The following is a 23,025-nucleotide window of genomic DNA, read 5'->3' as shown; positions in this document are numbered from 1 at the left end:
ATTTTAGAAAAGTGAAAATCAAATAGTTATTTTTGCGCTCTTTAAAAATTTGAAATTATGGCTGGAAGTTTAAATAAAGTAATGTTGATAGGAAATTTAGGGGATGATGTTAAAATGCATTATTTTGATGATAAAAATTGTGTTGGGCGCTTCCCTTTAGCCACAAGCGAAACTTATACTAGCAAGCAAACCAACGAACGTATTACAAATACCGAATGGCACAATATAGTGGTACGTAATAAAGGTGCCGAAATTTGCGAAAAATATTTAAGCAAAGGCGATAAAGTATATATAGAAGGCCGTATTAAAACAAGAAAATGGACAGACGATAAGGGGAACGACAGATATTCTACAGAAATACAATGTTCTGAGTTTACATTTTTAAATACAAAAAGCGAAAGCGGAAATAATGCAGGAAATTTAGCTGCACCTTCGTCGCCTTCAAGTCCTGTCGCAAATGAGCCAACTCCAAGTCAATCCGTTTCTGAAGATAACGACGATCTTCCTTTTTAAGAAAAGAGAACATAAGTTTAACTAAAACCAAAGTATTTGGACCCAGAGCCTCCTAGTTTACATTCTTTAATTTTAGCAATTGACATTTCAGTTGTTTCAGGTTTTATATTACTGTTTTTATTGTTGTGTTGTTCTGCGCTTATTTCTGGAGCAGAAGTGGCATTGTTTTCGCTAACAAGAACCGATATAGATAATCATGATGAATCTGAAAGCAGGCCCTTTAAAATTATTCTTCAACTTCTAGAACGACCTAAAAAGTTGTTAGCAACCATATTGGTAGCCAATAATTTCATCAATATTGCTGTGGTAATTTTGTTTGCTTATTTAGGCGATTTTATGTTTGAAAGCATTACAAATACAACAATAAAATTTGTACTAGAAGTTGTTGTTATTACCTTTTTAATTTTATTATTTGGAGAAATTTTACCTAAAATTTATGCCAGTCGAAACAATTTAAAGTTTGCTAGCTTTATGGCGTATCCCTTAAAAGTATTGGATGTTGTTTTATCTCCAATAAGTCTTCCAATGAGAAGCGTAACCTTAGGAATTCATAATAAGTTAGGGAAACAAAAATCTAATTTAAGTGTCGATCAATTATCTCAAGCTTTGGAACTCACAAGTCATGAAGACACTTCTAAAGAAGAGAAAAAATATTGCAAGGTATTGTGTCCTTTGGAAATACAGATACTAAACAGGTTATGCGCCCTCGTATTGATATTTTTGCACTTAATATCGAACAAAAGTATATTGAAATTTTACCTGAAATTATAGAAAATGGCTATTCTAGAATTCCTGTTTATGAAGAAAACGTAGATCAAATAAAAGGGATTTTATATGTAAAAGATTTACTGCCTTACGTTGATAGAAAACAATTTGATTGGGTAAGCTTATTGAGAGCACCGTTTTTTGTGCCAGAAAACAAGAAATTGGATGATTTAATGGCGGAGTTTCAAGAGAAAAAAGTCCATTTAGCAGTTGTTGTAGATGAATATGGTGGCACTTCAGGTTTAATTTCATTAGAAGATATTATTGAGGAAATTGTAGGCGATATAAGTGATGAGTTTGATGATGAGGATTTAAAATACTCTAAACTGGACGATAAAAATTATGTCTTTGAAGGTAAAACGGCTCTAAAGGATTTCTATAAAGTTTTAAAACTTGAAGATGATGCTATTTTTGAAGATGAAAAGGGAGAAGCAGAAACTGTTGCCGGTTTTGTTTTAGAAATTTCAGGAAGCTTCCCAAAATTGCAATCTAAAATATTTTTAAAAATTACGTTTTTACTATTGAAGCCATGGATAAAAAACGCATTAAACGTGTAAAGGTTAGTATCAATTAATATGAAAATAAAGCTAAGTTTTATTGGAATCCTAATTTTTTTATTGACATCCTGTGGCAATGAAGATTATTTACCCAAAGCCAAAAGCATTTTTAAGATTAGATTATCCAGAAGCATCTTATGAGAAAACGAAACTCTCTAATATGCCTGTTTCTTTTGAAATGAGCGGTTTGGTAGATGCCATTAAAACGAAAACCATTCGAGGTAATACAAAAAGTTATGGCGCTAATCTTGAATATAAATCTTTAAGAGCAACTTTGTTTTTAACTTACAAGTCGATAAATAGAGATGGTCTTAATTTAAGAGATTTCTTAATAGATGCACAAAAACTAACTTTAGAACACACTAAGAAAGCTGATGAAATCCCTGTATATCCATACGAAAATGCAGCGCGTAAAGTTTATGGAAAACTATCTGAAGTGAAAGGCAATGCTGCGTCTTTAGTACAGTTTTATGTTACCGATAGTGTTAATCATTTTTTAACAGGTTCTTTATATTTCAACACTAAACCTAATTACGATTCTATTTTACCAGCTGCTAATTATCTTCAAAAAGATATTCAACGGATTATTGAGACTTTAGAGTGGCAATAAAAAACTAGCCGTGATTTATCAAAAGAAATCACATACTAAGAATTCATAATATCTTCAATATCATTAACTTCAATTGGAATATTTTTCATTAAGTTGAATGGTTCTCCTGATTTCTGAATCACAACATCATCTTCAATACGAATTCCAAAACCTTCGTCAGGAATATAGATTCCTGGCTCGACAGTAAAAACCATATTGGCTTCCATTGGTTCAGTTAAAATTCCATAATCATGAGTATCTAATCCCATATGATGACTTGTGCCGTGCATTAAATATTTTTTATAAGCTGGCCATTCAGGGTTTTCGTTTTTTACATCAACTTTATCAAGCAGTCCAAGATGAAGCAACTCTGAAGTCATTATTTTACCAACTTCAACATGATAATCAGCCCAAATAGTTCCTGGTACTAGCATTTTAGTCGCTTCTTTTTTTACTTTTAAAACAGCATTATAGACCGCCTTTTGTCTTTTAGAAAAACGACCAGAAACAGGGATTGTTCTTGTCATATCACTAGAATAATTAGCATATTCAGCACCAACATCCATTAAAATTAAATCGCCCGATTTGCATTCTTGATTATTTTCAATGTAATGCAATACATTAGCATTATTTCCTGATGCTATAATGGGAGTATATGCAAATCCTTTAGAGCGGTTTCTAATGAATTCGTGAATATATTCAGCTTCAATTTCGTATTCCATCACACCAGGTTTTACAAAATTTAAAACTCGCTTAAATCCTTTTTCCGTGATGTCACAGGCTTGTTGTATTAAATCAATCTCAATAGATTCTTTTACAGAACGTAAACGTTGTAAAATAGGATTGCTTTTGGCAACCGAATGTGCAGGATATTTTTCTTTTAGCCATTTTGTAAATCGGTCTTCTCGTGTTTGGGTTTCAACATTTGCACGATAGTGCTCGTTTGTGTTGATATATAGGGTATCGCATTGAGTCATTATTTCAAACATAACTTTTTCTAGATCTTGCAACCAATACACAGTTTTTATACCACTTGTTTCAAAAGCTTTCTCTTTAGTTAATTTCTCTCCCTCCCAAACCGCTATATGGGCATTGGTTTCTTTTAAAAATAGAATTTCTCTATGTTTTTCTTTTGGGCAATCAGGAAATAAAACTAAGATGCTTTCTTCTTGATCTACACCGCTTAAATAAAATATATCTCTATGCTGTTCAAAAGGCATAGTACTATCTGCACTTATTGGGTAAATATCGTTTGAATTAAAAACAGCCAAACTATTTGGTTTCATTTTAGAAATGAATTTTCTTCTGTTTTTAGTAAAAAGCTGATTGTTTATAGTAGTATACTTCATGTTATGTTGCAGTTTATTTTACGACTGTTGTAAAAGTATAAATAAAAAAGAAGATTTTTAATTCCTATATTTGATTTATCCCTCTTGCATTTTTTGAACTTAAAATTTTTAATTATGAAGAATAATGTACTGTTAAATTCCTTGTTGGTGGTATTTGTTGTGTTTATGAATAATTCAATGACCCACGCTCAAGGCATGGTTGTAAAAGTGCCATTAAAACAACAAGTTGAAAAATCCAGTTTGGTTGTTGAAGGAAAAGTAGTTGCTAAAAAATCGGTATGGAATTCAAAAAAAAATAATATTCACACTATAAACACAATAGAAGTTTATAAAGTGTTTAAAGGAAAACCAGTTTCAATAATTGAAATTATAACTCCAGGAGGCACTATCGAATCTTTAAATCAAGATGTAATCCCTAGTTTAAACTTAAAGGTTAATCAAGTTGGCGTTTTTACTTTATATGATAATAATATTTCACTTATTCCAGAAGAAATATCAGCTTTAAAAAAATTCAAACCCTACAGTTCTTTACAAGGATTTTATAAATATGATTTAATAAATAACACAGTCAACAACACTTTCAGTTCAAAACAAAATTTTAAAAATTCATTCTATAATGAATTAATTAAACTTACCAAGAAAAATTATATTGAGGTAGCTTCCTTTGATAGAAAAAATATAGGTACAAAGACAAATAAAAATATTAGTTCAAAGCCACCAAGCGGTATAACTTTTTCCCCTATGAATATTGCTGCTGGAGCCAAAGAAGAGTTAACTATTAGTGGTAATGGTTTTGGAGGAACAAAAGGCAAAGTAGAGTTTCTTGATGCAGATGAAGGAGGTACTGATAATATGGGGAATACTATATTTATTGAGGCTTTAGATTCTCAAATTACTACATGGACAAATACTCAAATAGTTGTTGAAGTACCATCTGGTGCTGGAACTGGAATTATAAGAGTTACGGATGATTTTGGCGTATCTGACGTGTCTACTGATATTTTGACTATTGATTATGCATTTTCTAATAGAGAAGATTCTGGAAATGCTATTCAAGTCCAACATACTGGCACAAGCTATGATGGAAGTGAAATCGTGTGGACTATGAATGCAGATTTTGAAACTAACACTTTGGCTAAAGAAGCTTTTTTAAGAGCATTTGAAATTTGGCGTTGTGAAACTGATATAAATTGGACTTTGAATGGAAGTAATACATCTGTAAATAGTGTGGCTATAGATCAAATAAATGTTATTACTTTTAGCACTCTGGAAGAAGGTGTGCTTGGGCGATGTACTGTAATTTCTGGCTTATGCGGAACAGATGGTTTTGCTCCACAAGTAGATATTGAATTTAGTAATGATATAGATGTGCCTGCCACACCAGAAATAGAGGTCTGGAATTTTTCTTCCAATCCACCAACGTCTTTGCAATACGATTTTGAAAGCGTTGCATTGCATGAGTTAGGACATGGACATATTTTAGGACATGTAATTAACCCTAATGACGTAATGCATTACTCTATTTCAAATGGAGTAAGTTTACGGGTATTAAGTGCAAATAATAAAATTGCAGCAGGTATTATTCAAAGTAAAGGTACTACCACTCCTGTATGTTCACAACCATTACTAACTGATTATAATGGTGTATGTAATTTAAGTTTAGATGAAGAAACGTTAAATAATAACGTTAGTATATTCCCTAATCCAACTAGCAGCAAATTTCAAATTAAAAATGAATCTCCAATTACTATTGAAAAGGCTGATATTTATGATGTAAGTGGTCGTTTAATTTCAAGTCATGATTTTGATAATGCTAACAGATTTAAAACTATTAATATGACTAATGCTTCTAAAGGACTGTACTTTGTAAAAATACATTCGAACAACACTTCGATTACCAGAAAGTTGATTTTAGAATAGAAATTTAAAGCCCATTTGAAAATGGGCTTTTTTGTTTTTACCACTTCTTTTTTAAAATCATTCTAAATAATAAAACATGACATTTGTTATTTGTCTAAGAGTACATCCATGCCTACCTTTGTTTAAATCAAAAAAAAACTTCTAATAATGGGCGGATTTTTTAAATCTTCGATAGGAAGAAAAGTAGCTATGGCACTTTCTGCATTCTTCCTCATGTTTTTCTTAATAATTCATTTGGCTGTAAATATTACATCACTTTTTAGTGAAGATTTATTTAACGAATTATCTCATTTTATGGGAACAAATCCTCTAGTGCAATTTGCTTTACAACCAGTTTTAATTTTTGGAGTAGTATTTCATTTTGTGATGGGTTTTGTTTTAGAATTAAAAAACAAAAAAGCAAACGGCGTGAGTTATGCAAAAAATAATGGCGCTGCAAATTCATCATGGATAAGTAGAAATATGATTTATAGTGGTTTGGTAATACTCGCCTTCATCGTATTGCATTTCATCGACTTTTGGATTCCAGAGTTAAATACTAAATATGTTTTAGGAGATATGTCTGGTATGCATGATGGAAACTACAGGTACTTTCATGAAATGGTAGAAAAATTTCATAGCCCACTAAGAGTAGGTGTTTATGTAATTTCTTTTGTTTTATTGGGATTGCATTTAGCTCACGGATTTACTTCGGCATTTCAATCTATGGGAGTTACTGCAGGTCGTAAAAAAACACTACAGCAAATAGGTAAAGCATATTCAATTATAATTCCTTTAGCATTTATAATTATTGCGCTTTTTCATCATTTAACACATAACCATTAATCTTAAATACTATGGCTTTAGATTCAAGAGTACCAAAAGGTCCAATTCAAGATAAATGGACAGATTACAAAAATAAAATTAACTTAGTTAATCCTGCAAACAAACGACATATTGATGTCATTGTTGTAGGTACAGGATTAGCAGGAGGTTCTGCTGCAGCAACTCTTGCAGAACTAGGGTATAATGTAAAAGCATTTGCATATCAAGATTCTCCAAGAAGAGCGCACTCTATTGCTGCTCAAGGAGGTATAAACGCTGCAAAAAATTACCAAGGTGATGGTGATTCAACATACAGATTATTTTATGATACTGTAAAAGGAGGAGATTATCGTTCTCGTGAAGCAAACGTGTATCGTTTAGCTGAGGTATCTGCCAATATTATTGACCAATGTGTGGCACAAGGGGTTCCTTTTGCACGTGATTATGGTGGGTTGTTAGACAACCGATCTTTTGGTGGTGTATTGGTGTCTAGAACGTTTTATGCGAAAGGACAAACAGGACAACAATTGTTGTTAGGTGCTTATTCTGCAATGAATCGTCAAATTGCTCGTGGTAAGATTGAGATGTTCAATCGTCACGAAATGCTTGATGTTGTAAAAGTTGATGGTAAAGCAAGAGGTATTATTGCTAGAAACTTAATTACTGGAGAGATAGAGCGTCATTCTGCACATGCTGTGGTGGTTGCAACTGGTGGTTACGGAAACGTATATTTCTTATCTACTAATGCCATGGGTAGTAACGTAACTGCTGCTTGGAAAATACATAAAAAAGGAGCGTATTTTGCAAACCCATGTTATACGCAAATTCACCCAACCTGTATTCCACGTTCAGGTGATTATCAATCTAAATTAACATTGATGTCTGAGTCGCTTCGTAACGATGGACGTATTTGGGTGCCAAAGAATTTAGAAGATGTAAAAGCAATTAGAGAAGGTAGTAAAAAACCAACCGATTTATCTGAGGACGAAAGAGATTACTACTTAGAGCGTCGTTACCCTGCATTTGGTAACTTGGTACCTCGTGATGTTGCATCTCGTGCAGCTAAAGAACGTTGTGATGCTGGCTATGGAGTAAATGCAACAGGTGAAGCTGTCTATTTAGATTTCGCTGCAGCTATTGAGCGTTACGGAAAAGAGCAAGCAAAGATTCATAATATTGAAAATGCTTCAGATGCAAAAATATATGAACTAGGTCAGGCAATTGTAGAGGCCAAATACGGAAACTTATTCCAAATGTATGAGAAGATTGTAGATCAAAATCCATATAAAACCCCAATGATGATTTATCCAGCGGTTCACTACACTATGGGAGGTGTTTGGGTAGATTACAACTTAATGACTACTGTTCCTGGGTTGTACTGTATAGGTGAGGCTAACTTCTCAGATCATGGAGCTAACAGACTAGGAGCTTCTGCTTTAATGCAAGGTTTAGCTGATGGTTATTTTGTGTTGCCATATACAATTGGAGATTACCTTTCTGATGATATTAGAACTGGTAAAATTTCAACGGACACTAAAGAATTTGAAGAGGCAGAAAAAGAAGTGAAAGCTAAAATAGATTTCTTTGTTACTAACAAAGGCACAAAGTCTGTTGACTATTTCCATAAGAAGCTTGGTAAAATAATGTGGGATAAGTGCGGAATGTCTCGTAACGAAAAAGGCTTAAAAGAAGCCATGGTAGAAATTAAAGCCATTCGTGAAGAATTTTGGAAAGAAGTTTCAGTTCCTGGTACAGCAAATGAAATGAACCCTGAACTTGAAAAAGCAGGTCGTGTTGCTGATTTCTTAGAATTAGGAGAATTGTTTGCTAAGGATGCTTTAACAAGAAATGAATCTTGTGGAGGGCACTTTAGAGAAGAATCTGCTGAAGAATCTGGACCACAAAAAGGAGAAGCAAAACGTAATGATAAAGATTATGCGTTTGTTTCAGCTTGGGAATATAAAGGAGAACCTGCAGATGCAGTATTACATAAAGAACAATTAGAATTTAAAGATATTGAACTTAAACAACGTTCATACAAATAAGAAAGACCTATGAATTTAACACTTAAAATTTGGAGACAAAAAGACTCAAATGCAAAGGGTCAAATGGTCGATTATAAAGTAACTGAAATTTCAGAACATATGTCATTTCTTGAAATGATGGATGTATTGAATGAACAGTTAGTAAACTCTGGTGAAGAGCCAGTAGCTTTTGATCATGATTGTCGTGAAGGTATTTGTGGTATGTGTTCTATGTACATTAACGGAGAAGCGCACGGACCAGATAGAGGTATCACAACATGTCAATTACACATGCGTATGTTTAATGATGGAGATACTATTACTATCGAACCATTTAGAGCAGCTGCATTTCCAGTAATAAAAGATTTAGTAGTTGATAGAACTGCTTTTGAGCGTATTCAGCAAGCAGGAGGTTATATTTCTGTAAACACATCTGGTAATACACAAGACGCGAATTCAATTCCTATTTCTAAGCACGATGCAGATGAGGCTATGGATGCTGCAACATGTATAGGTTGTGGAGCTTGTGTCGCTACTTGTAAAAACTCAAGTGCTATGTTATTTGTAGGTGCTAAAGTGTCTCAATATGCTTTATTGCCACAAGGACAAGTAGAAGCAGCAGATCGTGTGCAAAACATGGTAGCTCAAATGGATTTAGAAGGTTTTGGTAATTGTACAAATACAGGAGCTTGTGAGGTGGAATGCCCTAAAGGAATTTCGTTAGATAACATTGCAAGAATGAACAGAGAATTAATGAAAGCTTCTATTAAGTAGTTTAAGTTTCTCTTAAAAAATATAATCTAAAAAACTCATTTCTTGTCGATTTGAGTTTTTTTGTGGCCTTACACGCTTTCTTTTTTATGTATATTGTCATTATAATTTTAATGGCTATGCATAAAATAAAGCATATTTTTTTCTTTCTAGGGCTAGGTTTATTCTCTCTTTTAGGTTTTTCACAGCAACAAGTTATTGAATTAAAAGGCCTCATAGTTGATGAATCTCAATACCCTGTTCCTTATGCTGCTGTCGGTATACCTTCTAAATACAAAGGCACAGCTAGTACTGAAGATGGAACCTTCAATTTATCACTATCAAAAAGCAATCTTACTGATTCACTTGAGGTTTCAAGTATTGGTTATATCACACACAAGATTAAAGTTAAAGACTTCTTAAATCAAAAAGATAAGGTAATAATTCTTAAAGAAGATATTGTCTCTTTGGATGAGGTAAATCTTTTAGCTCCTGCAGAGTATGTAAAGTTGGCATTTAAAAACTTAAAGAAAACTACAATTACAACGCCTCATCAATTAAATATCTTGTATCGTAGATTTTCTTCTGAAGCCGGTAAAGCCCGTTTTTTAGTAGAACATTATCTGAATGTGTTGGATTATGGGCCTAAGTATGGTGAGTTTTTAGGAGAAGATATTGTAGCTGGTCGAAAATCTGCGGATTATAGATTTGTTAAGAAAAAATTGTATGGCCACCCTATTAACGTAATTGCAAAATTTAATCCACTTCGCGCAAATATTCGTTTGAAAGATTATAAATGGAAAAAAGTTGGTGATTCTTCTTATGATGGAGAAGATATTATTGTAATAGAAGGACAAAATCCAAAAGAAAAATGGAGATGGGAACGTTTTTATATTGGGATGAACACTTATGGTGTATATAAAATAGAGTCTGGTGCTTTACGTTCGTTGTATATATATAAGAAAGATGAAAATGGTAAATTGAGTTTAAGTTATCATAACAGAACAAGAACAGGGAAAGTTAAATTAAATGAAAAACAAAAAAAATTATTGAATATTAATAATAATGTGGTTAAAGAATCATACAAGCATGAAGTTTTTGTTTTAGGGATTAATCATGACAGAAAAATAGTAAACAGTAGCAATTATATAAAGCATAAAAAAGATATGGGAGATATTGTATTTAAATATTCTGCTGAATTTTGGAAAAACCTAAATATACCCCCAGAAACGTCATTCTATAAAAAAAGCGTAAAAGAATTGGAGTCTGTTTTTGGTGTTCCATTGGAAAAACAATTTCAGTTGATTAACAAATAATATTTGAGTTTAATATTATTAGTACAAATAGCACTTTTTCCAGTAATAAATAAAAATATGAAATTAAATGGTAAACTCACGTAGAGATTTTTAAAAAAAGCTGCATTAGCAAGTACTGTATTATCCATCCCTTCATATGGTTTTACAATATTAAAAAAGCCTGAGTTACATGAGCAAATTATTGGTCATGGCGATTTTAGATACAGAGTACATAAATCTTGGGGGAATTTAAATCCTAATTCTACTCCCATTAAAAATTGTCATGAAATGGTAATTGATTCTAAAGGACGGTTAATAATGATTACTGATGAGATTAGAAACAATATTATAGTTTACGATAAATCTGGAAAACTTTTAACATCTTGGACACATAATATGAAATCTGGTCATGGACTTACCCTATTTAAAGAAGGAGAAGAAGATGTATTGTTTATTACAAACCCAGTACGTAATAATGGTCAAGTTGTTAAAACAACGATAGATGGTAAAATCATTATGGAATTACCACACCCAAAAAATATTGGGGTTTATTCTGAAAAACAACAATATAGACCAACAGAAACTGCGATTGCGCCTAATGGAGATATATATGTATCTGACGGTTATGGTTCAGATTATATATTACAATTTAATAAAGAAGGAGAATTTATTAGAAAATTTGGAGGTAAAGGCCATAGAGATGAACAGTTAAATAATGCACATGGAGTTGCAATAGATGATAGAGACCCAAATAACATTACATTATTATGTACTTCTAGAACTCATAATTCATTTAAAAGATTTACTCTTGATGGTAAATATCTGTCTACTATTTTTCTTCCAGGTGCCTATGTTTGCAGACCAGTAATAGATGGAGAAAATATTTATTCAGGTGTATGTTGGTCTAGAATGAAATATTTAGAACGTGTTCCGGACTCTGGTTTCATTACTATTCTGGACAAGAATGACAAAGTAATTTCTAACCCTGGGGGCTCTAAACCTACATATAAGGGTGATGAACTTGAACTGATGCTGCAAAATATTCCTCTTTTTAATCATTGCCATGATGTTTGTATAGATGAAGATAAAAACATTTACGTATGCCAATGGAATGCTAACAAATCTTACCCAATTAAATTAGAAAGAATTTAAAAATGAAACGTTTTTGCATAGCTTTAATAACTTTAGTGTTTTTTGCATCATGTAAAAATGATTCATCAAATTATACCAATATACCAGAGAAAAATGTCCCTAAAATAGTAGATTATAATTTTGATGTCAGACCAATTTTATCTGATAAGTGCTTTAATTGTCATGGACCAGATGCCAATAAACGATCAGCTGAACTTAGACTAGATTTAGAAGAAGGAGCCTATAAAGCATTAAAAGATAATCCTGATAAGTTTATCATTGTAAGTGGAAAACCTCACGAATCTGAGCTGTTTTTAAGAATTACTGCTCAAGACACTTTTAAATTAATGCCGCCAAAAGAATCTAATCTTACCTTGTCAGATTATGAAACTAAGGTCATAAAAAAATGGATAAAGCAAGGTGCTAAATATAAACCTCATTGGGCATTTGTGTCGCCAGTAAAACAAAATATTCCACAAGTAAAACAAGGCGACTGGCCTAAAAATGAAATAGATTATTTTATTCTAAACAAGATCGAATCTGAAGGTTTAAAGCCAAATGATATTGCAAAAAAGGAGCGCCTTTTAAAACGTTTGTCTTTTGATTTAATTGGTTTGCCTCCACCGATTGAATTACAAGAAAAGTTTTTAAATGATAATTCTAATTCAGCTTTCGAAAATCTGGTTGATGAATTAATGAATAATAAACATTATGGGGAAAAAAGGGCAATTAGTTGGTTAGATTTAGCAAGATATGCTGATTCTCATGGTTATCAAGATGATAGTGCAAGAACAATGTGGCCTTGGCGAGATTGGGTAATACATGCGTTCAATAAAAACTACTCTTATGACAAGTTTATAACATGGCAATTAGCGGGAGATATGTTGGCTGACAAAAAAATTGAAGCTGTTTTAGCTACAGGCTTTAATAGAAATCATAAAATAACTCAAGAAGGCGGTGTGATTGATGAAGAATACAGAATAGAATATGTAACTGATAGAACCAATACTTTTGGCAAAGCATTTTTAGGTTTAACTTTTGAATGTGCTAAATGTCATGACCATAAATACGATCCTATTTCACAAAAAGAGTATTATCAAACTTTCGCATTCTTTGATAGAGTACCCGAAAGAGGTTTGCATTCAGGAAAGGGATCTGCTACAGTTGCTCCTAATACTTTGGCGGCAAAACCTTTAATTAAAATTACCGATAGTCTTGTAAAAAATGAATTGTCATTTATTAATAAAAAGAGTAAATATGATATTAGTGTAATGGTCATGAAGGATTCATTAAATATTCGAAAAACTCATTTACTAGATAGAGGTGTTTATGATGGAAAGACGGGTGTAGTTGATTTTTCTACACCAAAAGCGATATTAAATTTTAATAAAGAAAAATTTGAAAGTAATAGACTGGGATTAGTAAAATGGCTTTTTAATGAAAAAAACCCTTTAACCTCGCGTGTTTATGTGAATAGAATATGGCAAGAGTTTTTTGGTAGAGGTATTGTAAATACGCCTGGAGATTTTGGTATGCAAGGAGACTTACCTACACACCCAGAATTATTGGATTGGTTAGCATCAGATTTTCAAGAAAATGGCTGGGATATAAAAAGACTTATAAAACAAATTGTTACCTCTGCTACTTACATGCAATCGGCAGTTGTAGATTCGAAATCACTAAAAATTGATCCAGAGAATATGTATTTGTCTAGAATGGGCAGGAATCGATTTTCTGCTGAGGTTATTCGAGATTTTATACTAGCAAGTAGTGGCTTGTTAAATACTGAAATTGGTGGACCTAGTGTTAGAATTTATCAGCCTGATAATTATTGGAAAACAGCTTCAAGTGGAAGAGGCCCGCTATCAACCTATGTTCAGGATCACAATGAAAAATTATACAGAAGAGGTATGTATACTTTTATAAAAAGAACTGTTTTACCTCCTGTACAAGCTACTTTTGATGCCTCAGCAAGAGATCAATGCGAAGTCAGACGTATAACCACCTCTACGCCATTACAAGCATTAATAATGTTAAATGGACCTACAACTTTAGAAGCTTCTAGAGTATTATCAGAAAGGTTAAATCAAGAGGACATGTCTTTAGAAGAAAAAGTTGAAAAAGCATTTAGACTTATATTATGTAGAAAAGTAAAACTTGAAGAGAAACAGATTTTGTTAAACTATTACAACGAACAGAAAAAATTATACGAAGCAACTCCAGAAGAAGCAAGCTTATTTATTGCAGCAGGGGAATACCCTATAATGGAAGATAGAAATGAAATTGAGGTTGCTTCTTTAATGCAAATTATTCACATGATGTATAATATGGAAGAAGCGATAATGAAAAGCTAAATTACTTATGGCAAAAGAATTTTTTGAGCATAGATTAAATATTAATCGTCGTCATTTTTTAGGCAAAATGGCTTTAGGTGTTGGTGGAGCAGCTCTAGGGTCCTTATTAATTCCTGATTTATTTAAAGGAATAGGTGGTAATGATGAATTACCATTGGGTATAAAACATTTTGCGTCTAAAGCAAAACGAATTATTATGCTTACCCAGAATGGAGCACCATCTCAGTTAGAAAGTTTTGATTATAAACCAAAGTTAAATGAGATGTACGGTCAAGAGCTTCCTGATTCTATTAGACAAGGGCAACGATTGACAGGAATGACTTCTGGCCAAAAAACTTCCCTCTAGTGGGATCAAAATTTGGTTTTAATCAATACGGAAAATCAGGTACATGGATTAGCGATTTATTTCCGAATATCGCTAAAATTACTGACGACATATGTGTTATTAAAAGTATGCATACAGACGCTATAAATCATGATCCTGCTTTAACATTTCTACAAACTGGTTCACAACAAGGTAATAGGCCCAGTATGGGATCTTGGCTTAGTTATGGTTTGGGTAGCGAGAATAAAAATTTGCCTGCATTTTGTGTGCTATTGTCAAAAGGGGGCGGTAATGGTCAAGGCGTATATTCTAAACTATGGTCTAATGGGTTCTTAGATAGTACACATCAAGGAGTGCAATTAAGTGCAAGTGAAGATCCTATTTTATATTTAAACAATCCAGATGGTGTAAGTAAAGCTCAACGTAAAAAAATGTTAGATCATTTAGCTGAATTAAACAATTTAGGTCAAGCGGAGTTTGGAGACCCAGAAATTCATTCTAAAATAAAACAATACGAAATGGCTTTTAGAATGCAAACAGCTGTGCCTGAGATAACCGATTTGTCTAGAGAGCCTGATCACATAACAAAATTATATGGTCCCGATTCTATGATTCCTGGTACTTATGCATCAAACTGTTTATTGGCTAGAAAACTGTCTGAGGCTGGTGTGCGTTTTGTGCAATTGTATCATCAAGGCTGGGATCAACACAATAACTTAGTAAACGAAATGCCAGGTCAAGCTTTAGATGTTGATAAAGCCTCGGCAGCATTAATTACAGATTTAAAACAGCGAGGCTTATTAGACGAAACTTTGGTAATATGGGGAGGCGAGTTTGGACGCACCAATTACTGTCAAGGTAAACTTATAAATGGAAATTATGGAAGAGACCATCATCCTAGATGTTTTAGTATGTTTTTAGCAGGTGGAGGTGTTAAATCAGGAATATCTTATGGCAAGACAGATGAGTTTGGATACAATATCGTAGAAAACCCTGTTCATATACATGATTTACAAGCTACAATTATGCATTTAATGGGGTTAGATCACGAAAAGCTAACTTATAAACACCTTGGAAGACGATTTAGGCTAACCGATGTTCATGGTCATGTTGTAAAAGATATTTTAGCTTAAGTATGAAAAAACTTAAAAAAATATCCTTAAATCTATTATTCTTTCTCCATGTTTTTTTGATTGTTCTTTTACTTTTTGAAAGTAAATTAGTAATCCCCATATGGCTTCAAACTTTAGGAAGGATGCATCCATTACTGCTCCATTTTCCAATAGGATTTATTGTTCTTTTGGTTGTGTTGAATGCGTTAAAACATCATATAGAAACTAATTCTTTTGAGAAGATAAATCAGTTTTTAGTAATCATTACAGCACTATTAACTGTTTTAGTAGCTATAATGGGTTTGTTTCTTTCAAAAGAAAGTAATACAAGTAATTTGTTGGTATTGCATAAATGGATTGGGGTAGGTCTCAGTTTTTTAGTATATGCTTTAATATTCGCTTTTAAAAAGCCAAAACTTTTTAAGCCAATAATGTATTGTGGCTTAATAGTCGTTGTTTTTGCTGGACATTATGGTGCAGGATTAACACATGGAACTGATTTTTTGACTGAGCCTCTTAAGAAATCTAAAAAGGAAGAGATGAATGAAGATACTCCAATCTTTACTGGTTTTGTACAACCAATAATAAATGCCAAATGTATTGGTTGTCATAATGAGAATAAACTAAAAGGAGGTTTAAATATGTCTAGCTTTGAGAAAATTAAACTTGGAGGGGAACATGGCGAACTATGGATAGCTGGTAAGCCAGAAGAAAGTACTTTTTTAAAACGAGTACATTTACCAATTGAGGATAAAGAGCACATGCCACCTGATGGTAAAAGGCAACTTACAAAGCATGAGCTTCAATTATTAGAAACTTGGATTGAAGATGGTACAAAAAATGATGTACCATTATCTAGTTTAGATAAGCAAAGTAAACTAGGGCAACTTTTGTATGCACAACTAGAATCTGAAAAGAATAAGATTGTATATGATTTTGATTTTGCTGATAAGGAGAAAATTGAGCTCTTAAATCATCCCTATAGAACTGTGAGTCAAAAATCGCCAAACTCTCCTGCTATAGATGTAGTCATAAATGGTAGTGAAACTTATAAACCAGAATTTCTACAAGATTTAAAAATAATTAATCTGCAAATAGTCAGTTTAAACCTTTCATTTCTACCAATAGATAAGAGTGCCATACAATTTATAGGCACTCTGGAAAATGTAGAAGAATTGTTGTTAAATTTCACAAACTTAAACACCGAAGATTTACAAGATTTAAAATTGTGTTCTAAGCTAAAATCTTTATCCTTAACAGGTACTAATGTTGATATAGGGATAAAGAATATAATATCTCAGTTACCAAACCTTAATAGAGTTTACCTTTGGGAAACAAAAATTTCTGAAGAAGAAATAAAAGCCTTAAAAAAAGATTTCCCAAATATAAGTTTTGAAACAGGCTTTATTGACAGCGAGAAACTGCAGTTAACCCCTCCATTATTAATTAGCGGAGCAACAGTAATAGGTAAAAATGATTATGTGGAATTTATCCATAAATTAACAGATGTAGAAATACGATATACAACAGATGGAAGCGAACCAAACACAAATTCAATATTGTATAATGCACCTTTTCAGCTAGATCAAATTAAAAAATCAAGTATTGTAAAAGCAATAGCTTACAAAGATAATTGGTTACCTAGTGACTCAAAAAAATATGTGTTTTTTAATAGAGGATATAAACCAGATAAATTTGAGCTACTTCATAAAGGAGTGTTTAGCGATTATGTAGGCGACGCAGCAGATATCTTGTTAGATGATAAAAAAGGATCAAAAGTTATAACGGCAAATAAATATTGGGCTACGTTTGAAAAAGAAAAACCGCTTTTAGGAGTGGCTGACTTTGGAGTTAACTATCCTTTAATTAATGAAATTATATTGAGTTACACAATGACCTATTGGCAAGGGGTTGAACCGATTGAAAAAATGAATGTTTGGGTAAGTAATGATAGTATAAATTGGAAAAGCTGTAAAGAAATCAACAAAAGTGCTGAGAAAATAGGGTTTGATAGAAGAAAAGGGCAATACTTGATTATAGAAATACCTAATACAAGCTACAGGTATTATAAAATAGAGGTAAAGATTAGAAGTGATGAACGTCTATATACCGATCAATTATTCTTTTATTAAATGGTTCTAAAAATAAGCTTTCAACTGAACAGTTCCAGTATGTACCGTTCTACTAGTTTCGGTTTTCCTTCCAAAGTAACTCAAGTTCAAATCCAGAAATTTTGTTAACTTCTTTTGTGCTAATAATGTCCAAGTAAAGTTTTTGCCTGGTTGTAAACCTTCTAACATTTGGTAAGCTACGGGAGTATTTGGGCTACCATCGAAATTGTTTGAAAAATAATTTACTTCACCATTTATCGCTCCTTTTTCATTTTTTGATAAGTTAAAACCTATACCAAATTTTTGCTGTTTTAAAGTTTCTAATCCACCGATAGTATTATCTTTTGTGGTGTATTGATAGAAGACATCAAAACGGCTATTTTCATTAAATAGATAAGAAAGTTTTGGATTGATTAATGCTTCATCAAATTTAAAATTTTTACTGACAAAGTTTTCACTTGTACTTTTATTTATTCCAATTGTAGATTGTAAATTAATCAACCAATTTTCGGCAATTTTATGATTAAAATTTAGCTGGTGGCTTCTTAAATTATTCTCTAATAAACCTACAGAAAGCGTATTGCTAGATTTATTAGAAAGATAAGTGTAAGATGTGGTGTAATTCTGTTTCCCTCTATTTAAAAACAATACATTCCTGAAATTAAGCTGTAATCCTAGTTGGTTTTCGGCATCACTTTCAAAAGGATTTAAATTGAAGTTACTTCCGTTTCGTTGAATTTTTCTATCAATTAAATAACTAGTCTGGTTATAAAAATGAGACAAAAATTTCTCAGATTTATTTTTTGAAATACGCCATAGTGAAGGATTTATAGTAAGAGTTTGACTAAATCTGTTTTGATGTGTTTTTATAAATATACGATTAGGTAGTAATACTCTAATATAAGACCCTTGATCTTGAAACTGAGCGATCTCAAATTCTTCTAATTCTTGAATACCATTGTCATTATAATCTAACCATGTGTATGTGCCTTGCCCAGGTTCTACTTCAACGTATGTGAAATCTTGTTGCGGTAATGAGCCCGAATTTGTTTCAAAAACAGTATTACTTTGTATGATATTTTTAAATAATTTTTGATTGAATTGTAATCTGGAGTTTAAAGAGTTTTCGTCTTCAATAACCTCATCTTCATGATTTAAAGTTCTATAATTAACGTAGAGTGATAACTTGGTGTTTTTATTTTGAATGATACGGGAATCAATATAAAACGTGTTTGATGTATTCACCTTTTGTAATTGGTTGGCTCTAATACTATCATTTACTCGATTTTTATAACCAACTTGAACGAAAACTTTTGTGCTATCGCCAATTCCAGAAAAAGCCTCATATGATTTAAATCTTTGACTTAAAGGGTTTAATGCTTGTGTTGCAATTTCTGTTTTCTGATTGTTTTCAATAGAGAATTTAGCACCAATCCAACTCTTTTTTAAGTGATAGGTTACAATATTATGAGATCTTAAAAATGAAGATGTGTTTTCGTTAGAACTTGAATTTAGATAACTGGTTTGAGAATTAATACTTAAATTTTTCAATTGAAGGTTAACATCTGTATGATGTCGACTACCATTGTAGCCCAAAGAAAAATTAAGATATTCAAAATTATAATTTATAAATCCTTTCTTTGCATGATATAATCGTAAACCTGAATTTAATAGTACTTGATTTCCTAATCCGCTAATTATTTGGTTGCTGGCTGGTTGATCTATATTCCAATCGCGATTAAATTCAGGATTATAAAGCCCCTCAAGGTTTCTAAAATTATCTTGAATATAATCGGTATTTATATAGCCATCCATATTCCATAGGCTATCATTTTTAATAATTCGTTTTGCAACTTCTAATCTTCCTGCAAATCCGTCATTATTATCATCCTCTATATTTGAGAATAAATTTAAATCGTTTTTACTACCTGCTAATTCAAAATTAATAGTAGTATTTTCTGAGGAAGTATAGCTACCATTAATAACCGCCATTTGTAATTTGGTTGGCGCAATAAGTTGAACTACAGGTGCATAATCTCCCTGTAACTCACCAGCGTATTCATAAATATTATTAATAGCATTTGTACTACTTAATACATAATCACCTTGGTTTGCACCAACTAGTGTAAAAGAAACTCTAAATAACTCATCGTTTGGGTCATTTGAAAACACAAAAACTTCATTGCCACCAATAAGTTCTTTCTTATATAAAATTCGGTTTTCACTAAATGATTCCAGTACTTCTGATGGTGCAATCATTTCAGACATGTCATCTCCAGCTCCAGATAAAATTTGCACTTGAGCTTCAGATAAATTTTGCTGCAAAGGCTGATTTTTGGCATCACTTTCAGAATACACAGAAACACCTATTTTTAATTTTTCGCTACTATAATTTGCACCTCCATAAGTAACTAACCTAGAATAATTTCTGTCGCTAAATTGATAGTCTATCAAGATTCGCATTTCAGAAGTAATAGGAAATGTGGTATTGAAAATTAACTCACCAGCATTATAATCAATAATATAATCTTTATCCTCTCCACGCTCTAAAGCAACGCCATTTACATAAACTGTTTCACTTCCAGAGACAATCAAAACAAAAAGCTCACCATTTGGCCCTTGAATTTTGTAAGGCCCTTGGTTACCTTCTTGAGCTGTAAATTGACTTGTAGTAAATTGCCCTCTAACCAATGCTCCAGCAGCAAATAATTGTGTTTGAGAATTTTCGCTATCTAAATTCACATTTACCGATAACCCTTGAACACGCTTTGAAAAACCAGCAAAATAAGAGTTGTCATTCTGCAAGTCTATATCTCCAGCACGCACATTCCAATTGTCGCTAAATAATTCAATAAAAACTTGATCGAATTCATCCAAACGCTGGCTATAACCACTTTCTTGTAATGGGATATTTGCATCTTGAATAGAGGCTCGCAATGACACTTTATCATTAAGCTTACCAGTAATTTGAAGATCTAATTCACTATTTAAAACAGAATTTTGATTGTTTCCAACGGTAACACCTCTAGAGATACTTCCAGAAGTTGTCAAACCATCAAAAGGTACAAAATTTCGTAATGTATTTGGTGGAGATAATTGGTATAGCTTTTCAACACCATCATTGTTTTCTACAATAATGCTTTCGTCCAGTTGTTTGTATGTTTTGGTTAAATATTCTGGAAATTTCAGATAGTTTATGATTAAGGAATCTGTATCAATAGGTTTTTTTATTGTCAATTTGGCTTTTGGAAAGTCAACATCATAAAAAGAAGAATCTACAACTTTTCCATCTTTAGTTTTAAGAGAAAACCAACTGGAATTTATACTTACACTATCTATAACAATGGTGTCTCTAACCGCTACTTTTTTAGTCTTATACTTACTGTTTTGGTCTTGAGCAAAACTGCCAAAACTAAGCAATAGCAAAATAAATACTAGGAAACACTTCATTGGATATTTAAACTGTAAATAGTCTAAAATATTTTGTTAATAGAATTCGTTAAAACTCCTTATGTAAATTATAGTGTAAAAGTAATGTATTATTTATTTTAGCTGAAATAGTCATAAGAATCATATGAAAATTATATCATACAACGTAAACGGTATTCGTGCAGCAATAAACAAGGGCTTTATAGATTGGTTAAAAAGTGCCAATCCAGATGTAATTTGTCTGCAAGAAATAAAAGCAATGAAGGAACAGTTAGATTTAACTTTATTTGAAGCTGCTGGTTATAAATATAATTACTGGTTTAGTGCACAAAAGAAGGGGTATAGCGGTGTAGCAATTTTAAGTAAAATAGAACCTAATCATGTGGAATACGGTACCGGAATAGGGTCAATGGATTTTGAAGGACGCAACATTCGAGCAGATTTTGATGGTGTTTCTGTAATGAGTTTGTATTTACCTTCAGGAACAAATGATGCACGCCTAAATCACAAATTAGAGTATATGGATTTATTCCAAGATTATATCAATACTCTAAAGCAAGACATTTCTAATTTGGTGATTTGTGGCGATTATAATATTTGTCATGAAGCAATAGATATTCATAACCCAAAAATGAAAGGTGTTTCAGGATTTTTACCTGTGGAGCGCGAATGGATAGGTGATTTTATTGCAAGCGGATTTATAGATTCCTTTAGATACGTAAACCCAGAATTACAACAATATAGTTGGTGGAGTTATCGTGCCAATTCACGAGCAAACAATAAGGGTTGGCGTTTAGATTACGCAATGGTTTCACAACCATTACAAGAAAACATAAAAAGAGCCGTTATACTAACCGAAGCAGTACATAGTGACCATTGTCCTATTTTGTTAGAAGTAGAAGTTTAATATAAAAATCAATTAAAAACAATCAAACAATGATTAAAAATAGTTTGTTAATTTTAGTAGCCTTGGTATTCGTAACATCATGCGTATCGCCAAAAGTGTATAAAGATTTAGAAAGTAAGTACGCCACTTTAAAGCAAGATAACAGAAAGCTTTCAAAAGAAAATGAAAAACTTTTAGCAGGTAAAACTACTATAGAAAATGAATTTAAAAAATTAAAAACGGCTTATAATGATGCGGTTGCAGAACGAGATAAACTGCGTAGTGATTATAAAGCCACAAAATCTAATCTAGATGCATTAAAAGCATCATATGCAGCGTTGGAGAAAAATAGTTCTGCTGCAATTACTAAGAATTCTGAAAAAAATCGTGAACTTTTAGCAAAGCTAGAAGCTAAAGAACAAGCTTTAGCAGCCGAAAATGCCCGCTTAGAAAAATTAAAGAAAGCATTAGAAGAACGTTCCAGTCGTATTGCCGAATTAGAAAATGTTATTGCAAGTAAAGATGCTGCTATGACACAATTAAAGAATGCAATTTCCCGTGCCTTGACAGATTTTGAAGGTAAAGGTTTAACCGTGGAGCAACGTGGTGGAAAGGTGTACGTTTCTATGGAAAACAAGTTGTTGTTCCAATCTGGCAGTTGGGCAGTAGGTACAGATGGTCAAACAGCTGTAAGAAGTCTAGGAAATGTATTGGCCGAAAACCCAGATATTGCTGTTTTAATTGAAGGACATACCGATAATGTACCCTATTCCGGTAGTGGACAATTAACTAGTAATTGGGATTTATCCACGAAACGTGCTACTGCAATTGTAAATATTTTAAGAGAAAATACTGCTATAAATCCAGAAAATCTTACTGCCGCAGGACGTGGAGAATATGCCCCAATAACATCAAACGAAACCTTAGAAGGTAAAGCAAAAAACAGACGTATAGAAGTAATTTTAACGCCTAAGCTAGACGAATTGTCTAGATTGTTAAACGAGCAATAGTGTTTTGGCGTCACCTTCAAGGGGTCGCACTTTCACTACTCGCTCCCTCCTGCTTCGAGGATCTTAAATATTCCGTTCAATCACTAACGCATAAAAAACCG

Annotated in this window: 13 protein-coding genes and 3 pseudogenes; 14 read left to right on the top strand and 2 right to left on the bottom strand. The window is 32.5% G+C overall.

Annotation, left to right across the window (positions count from 1 at the left end; genetic code table 11):
* Positions 1–57: 57 nt before the first annotated feature.
* From AC0L5U_RS15570 to gldD, 3 genes and pseudogenes are all read left to right on the top strand, one after another.
* A complete protein-coding gene (locus AC0L5U_RS15570; RefSeq protein ID WP_473417398.1) occupies positions 58–513 on the top strand; it encodes a single-stranded DNA-binding protein in 456 nt (151 codons plus the stop codon).
* 36 nt (positions 514–549) lie between these two features.
* Positions 550–1,852 (top strand): annotated as a pseudogene (locus tag AC0L5U_RS15565) (gliding motility-associated protein GldE).
* Position 1,853: 1 nt separating this feature from the next.
* Positions 1,854–2,445 (top strand): annotated as a pseudogene (gldD, locus tag AC0L5U_RS15560) (gliding motility lipoprotein GldD).
* Between the two features lie 35 nt (positions 2,446–2,480).
* On the opposite strand, the gene AC0L5U_RS15555 reads toward gldD, so the two are convergent.
* Entirely contained in the window at positions 2,481–3,773 is a 1,293-nt protein-coding gene (locus AC0L5U_RS15555) for an aminopeptidase P family protein (RefSeq protein WP_473417397.1), read from the bottom strand.
* A gap of 114 nt (positions 3,774–3,887) precedes the next feature.
* On the opposite strand from AC0L5U_RS15555, the gene AC0L5U_RS15550 reads away from it, so the two are divergent.
* From AC0L5U_RS15550 to AC0L5U_RS15510, 9 genes and pseudogenes are all read left to right on the top strand, one after another.
* Positions 3,888–5,693, top strand: coding sequence for a T9SS type A sorting domain-containing protein (locus AC0L5U_RS15550; RefSeq protein ID WP_473417396.1), 1,806 nt, complete (start codon positions 3,888–3,890; stop codon positions 5,691–5,693).
* A 147-nt stretch (positions 5,694–5,840) separates the two neighbouring features.
* Positions 5,841–6,518 carry a succinate dehydrogenase cytochrome b subunit gene (locus AC0L5U_RS15545; protein WP_473417395.1) on the top strand — a complete coding sequence of 226 codons (678 nt, stop codon included), beginning with the start codon at positions 5,841–5,843 and terminating at the stop codon, positions 6,516–6,518.
* A gap of 11 nt (positions 6,519–6,529) precedes the next feature.
* Positions 6,530–8,542, top strand: coding sequence for a fumarate reductase/succinate dehydrogenase flavoprotein subunit (locus tag AC0L5U_RS15540; protein WP_473417394.1), 2,013 nt, complete (start codon positions 6,530–6,532; stop codon positions 8,540–8,542).
* 9 nt (positions 8,543–8,551) lie between these two features.
* The gene (locus AC0L5U_RS15535; protein ID WP_473417393.1) at positions 8,552–9,295 is read left to right on the top strand and encodes a succinate dehydrogenase/fumarate reductase iron-sulfur subunit; all 744 of its coding nucleotides are present in this window, start codon (positions 8,552–8,554) and stop codon (positions 9,293–9,295) included.
* 116 nt (positions 9,296–9,411) lie between these two features.
* Positions 9,412–10,587: a carboxypeptidase-like regulatory domain-containing protein gene (locus tag AC0L5U_RS15530; protein WP_473417392.1), complete on the top strand. Its 1,176-nt coding sequence runs from the start codon at positions 9,412–9,414 to the stop codon at positions 10,585–10,587.
* A 267-nt stretch (positions 10,588–10,854) separates the two neighbouring features.
* A complete protein-coding gene (locus AC0L5U_RS15525; protein WP_473417391.1) occupies positions 10,855–11,718 on the top strand; it encodes an NHL repeat-containing protein in 864 nt (287 codons plus the stop codon).
* A 2-nt stretch (positions 11,719–11,720) separates the two neighbouring features.
* Entirely contained in the window at positions 11,721–14,051 is a 2,331-nt protein-coding gene (locus AC0L5U_RS15520; RefSeq protein ID WP_473417390.1) for a PSD1 and planctomycete cytochrome C domain-containing protein, read from the top strand.
* 7 nt (positions 14,052–14,058) lie between these two features.
* Positions 14,059–15,509, top strand: a pseudogene (locus AC0L5U_RS15515) (DUF1501 domain-containing protein).
* Between the two features lie 122 nt (positions 15,510–15,631).
* Positions 15,632–17,620, top strand: a complete 1,989-nt coding sequence (locus AC0L5U_RS15510) for an FN3 associated domain-containing protein (protein ID WP_473417389.1) — start codon at positions 15,632–15,634, stop codon at positions 17,618–17,620.
* Between the two features lie 6 nt (positions 17,621–17,626).
* Here the strand turns inward: AC0L5U_RS15510 and AC0L5U_RS15505 are convergent, their stop codons facing one another.
* A complete protein-coding gene (locus AC0L5U_RS15505; protein WP_473417388.1) occupies positions 17,627–21,049 on the bottom strand; it encodes a hypothetical protein in 3,423 nt (1,140 codons plus the stop codon).
* Between the two features lie 124 nt (positions 21,050–21,173).
* Here AC0L5U_RS15505 and AC0L5U_RS15500 point away from each other — a divergent pair, with 124 nt between their 5' ends.
* Both AC0L5U_RS15500 and AC0L5U_RS15495 read left to right on the top strand, forming a co-directional pair.
* Complete coding sequence (locus AC0L5U_RS15500; protein WP_473417387.1) at positions 21,174–21,935, top strand: exodeoxyribonuclease III; 762 nt, start codon at positions 21,174–21,176, stop codon at positions 21,933–21,935.
* Between the two features lie 29 nt (positions 21,936–21,964).
* Complete coding sequence (locus AC0L5U_RS15495) at positions 21,965–22,924, top strand: OmpA family protein (RefSeq protein WP_473417386.1); 960 nt, start codon at positions 21,965–21,967, stop codon at positions 22,922–22,924.
* Positions 22,925–23,025 lie beyond the last annotated feature (101 nt).

It is taken from the genome of Jejuia sp. G7-7 (genome assembly GCF_055808955.1).
The sequence above is the reverse complement of the archived record's forward strand: the minus strand, read 5'-3'. Positions and strand labels throughout refer to the sequence as shown.

Excerpts from the sequence above, each read along its gene's own strand:
- AC0L5U_RS15570 (WP_473417398.1), top strand. The coding sequence starts at position 58 with ATGGCTGGAAGTTTAAATAAAGTAATGTTGATAGGAAATTTAGGGGAT.
- AC0L5U_RS15555 (WP_473417397.1), bottom strand. The coding sequence starts at position 3,773 with ATGAAGTATACTACTATAAACAATCAGCTTTTTACTAAAAACAGAAGA.
- AC0L5U_RS15550 (WP_473417396.1), top strand. The coding sequence starts at position 3,888 with ATGAAGAATAATGTACTGTTAAATTCCTTGTTGGTGGTATTTGTTGTG.
- AC0L5U_RS15545 (WP_473417395.1), top strand. The coding sequence starts at position 5,841 with ATGGGCGGATTTTTTAAATCTTCGATAGGAAGAAAAGTAGCTATGGCA.
- AC0L5U_RS15540 (WP_473417394.1), top strand. The coding sequence starts at position 6,530 with ATGGCTTTAGATTCAAGAGTACCAAAAGGTCCAATTCAAGATAAATGG.
- AC0L5U_RS15535 (WP_473417393.1), top strand. The coding sequence starts at position 8,552 with ATGAATTTAACACTTAAAATTTGGAGACAAAAAGACTCAAATGCAAAG.
- AC0L5U_RS15530 (WP_473417392.1), top strand. The coding sequence starts at position 9,412 with ATGCATAAAATAAAGCATATTTTTTTCTTTCTAGGGCTAGGTTTATTC.
- AC0L5U_RS15525 (WP_473417391.1), top strand. The coding sequence starts at position 10,855 with ATGGTAATTGATTCTAAAGGACGGTTAATAATGATTACTGATGAGATT.
- AC0L5U_RS15520 (WP_473417390.1), top strand. The coding sequence starts at position 11,721 with ATGAAACGTTTTTGCATAGCTTTAATAACTTTAGTGTTTTTTGCATCA.
- AC0L5U_RS15510 (WP_473417389.1), top strand. The coding sequence starts at position 15,632 with ATGCATCCATTACTGCTCCATTTTCCAATAGGATTTATTGTTCTTTTG.
- AC0L5U_RS15505 (WP_473417388.1), bottom strand. The coding sequence starts at position 21,049 with ATGAAGTGTTTCCTAGTATTTATTTTGCTATTGCTTAGTTTTGGCAGT.
- AC0L5U_RS15500 (WP_473417387.1), top strand. The coding sequence starts at position 21,174 with ATGAAAATTATATCATACAACGTAAACGGTATTCGTGCAGCAATAAAC.
- AC0L5U_RS15495 (WP_473417386.1), top strand. The coding sequence starts at position 21,965 with ATGATTAAAAATAGTTTGTTAATTTTAGTAGCCTTGGTATTCGTAACA.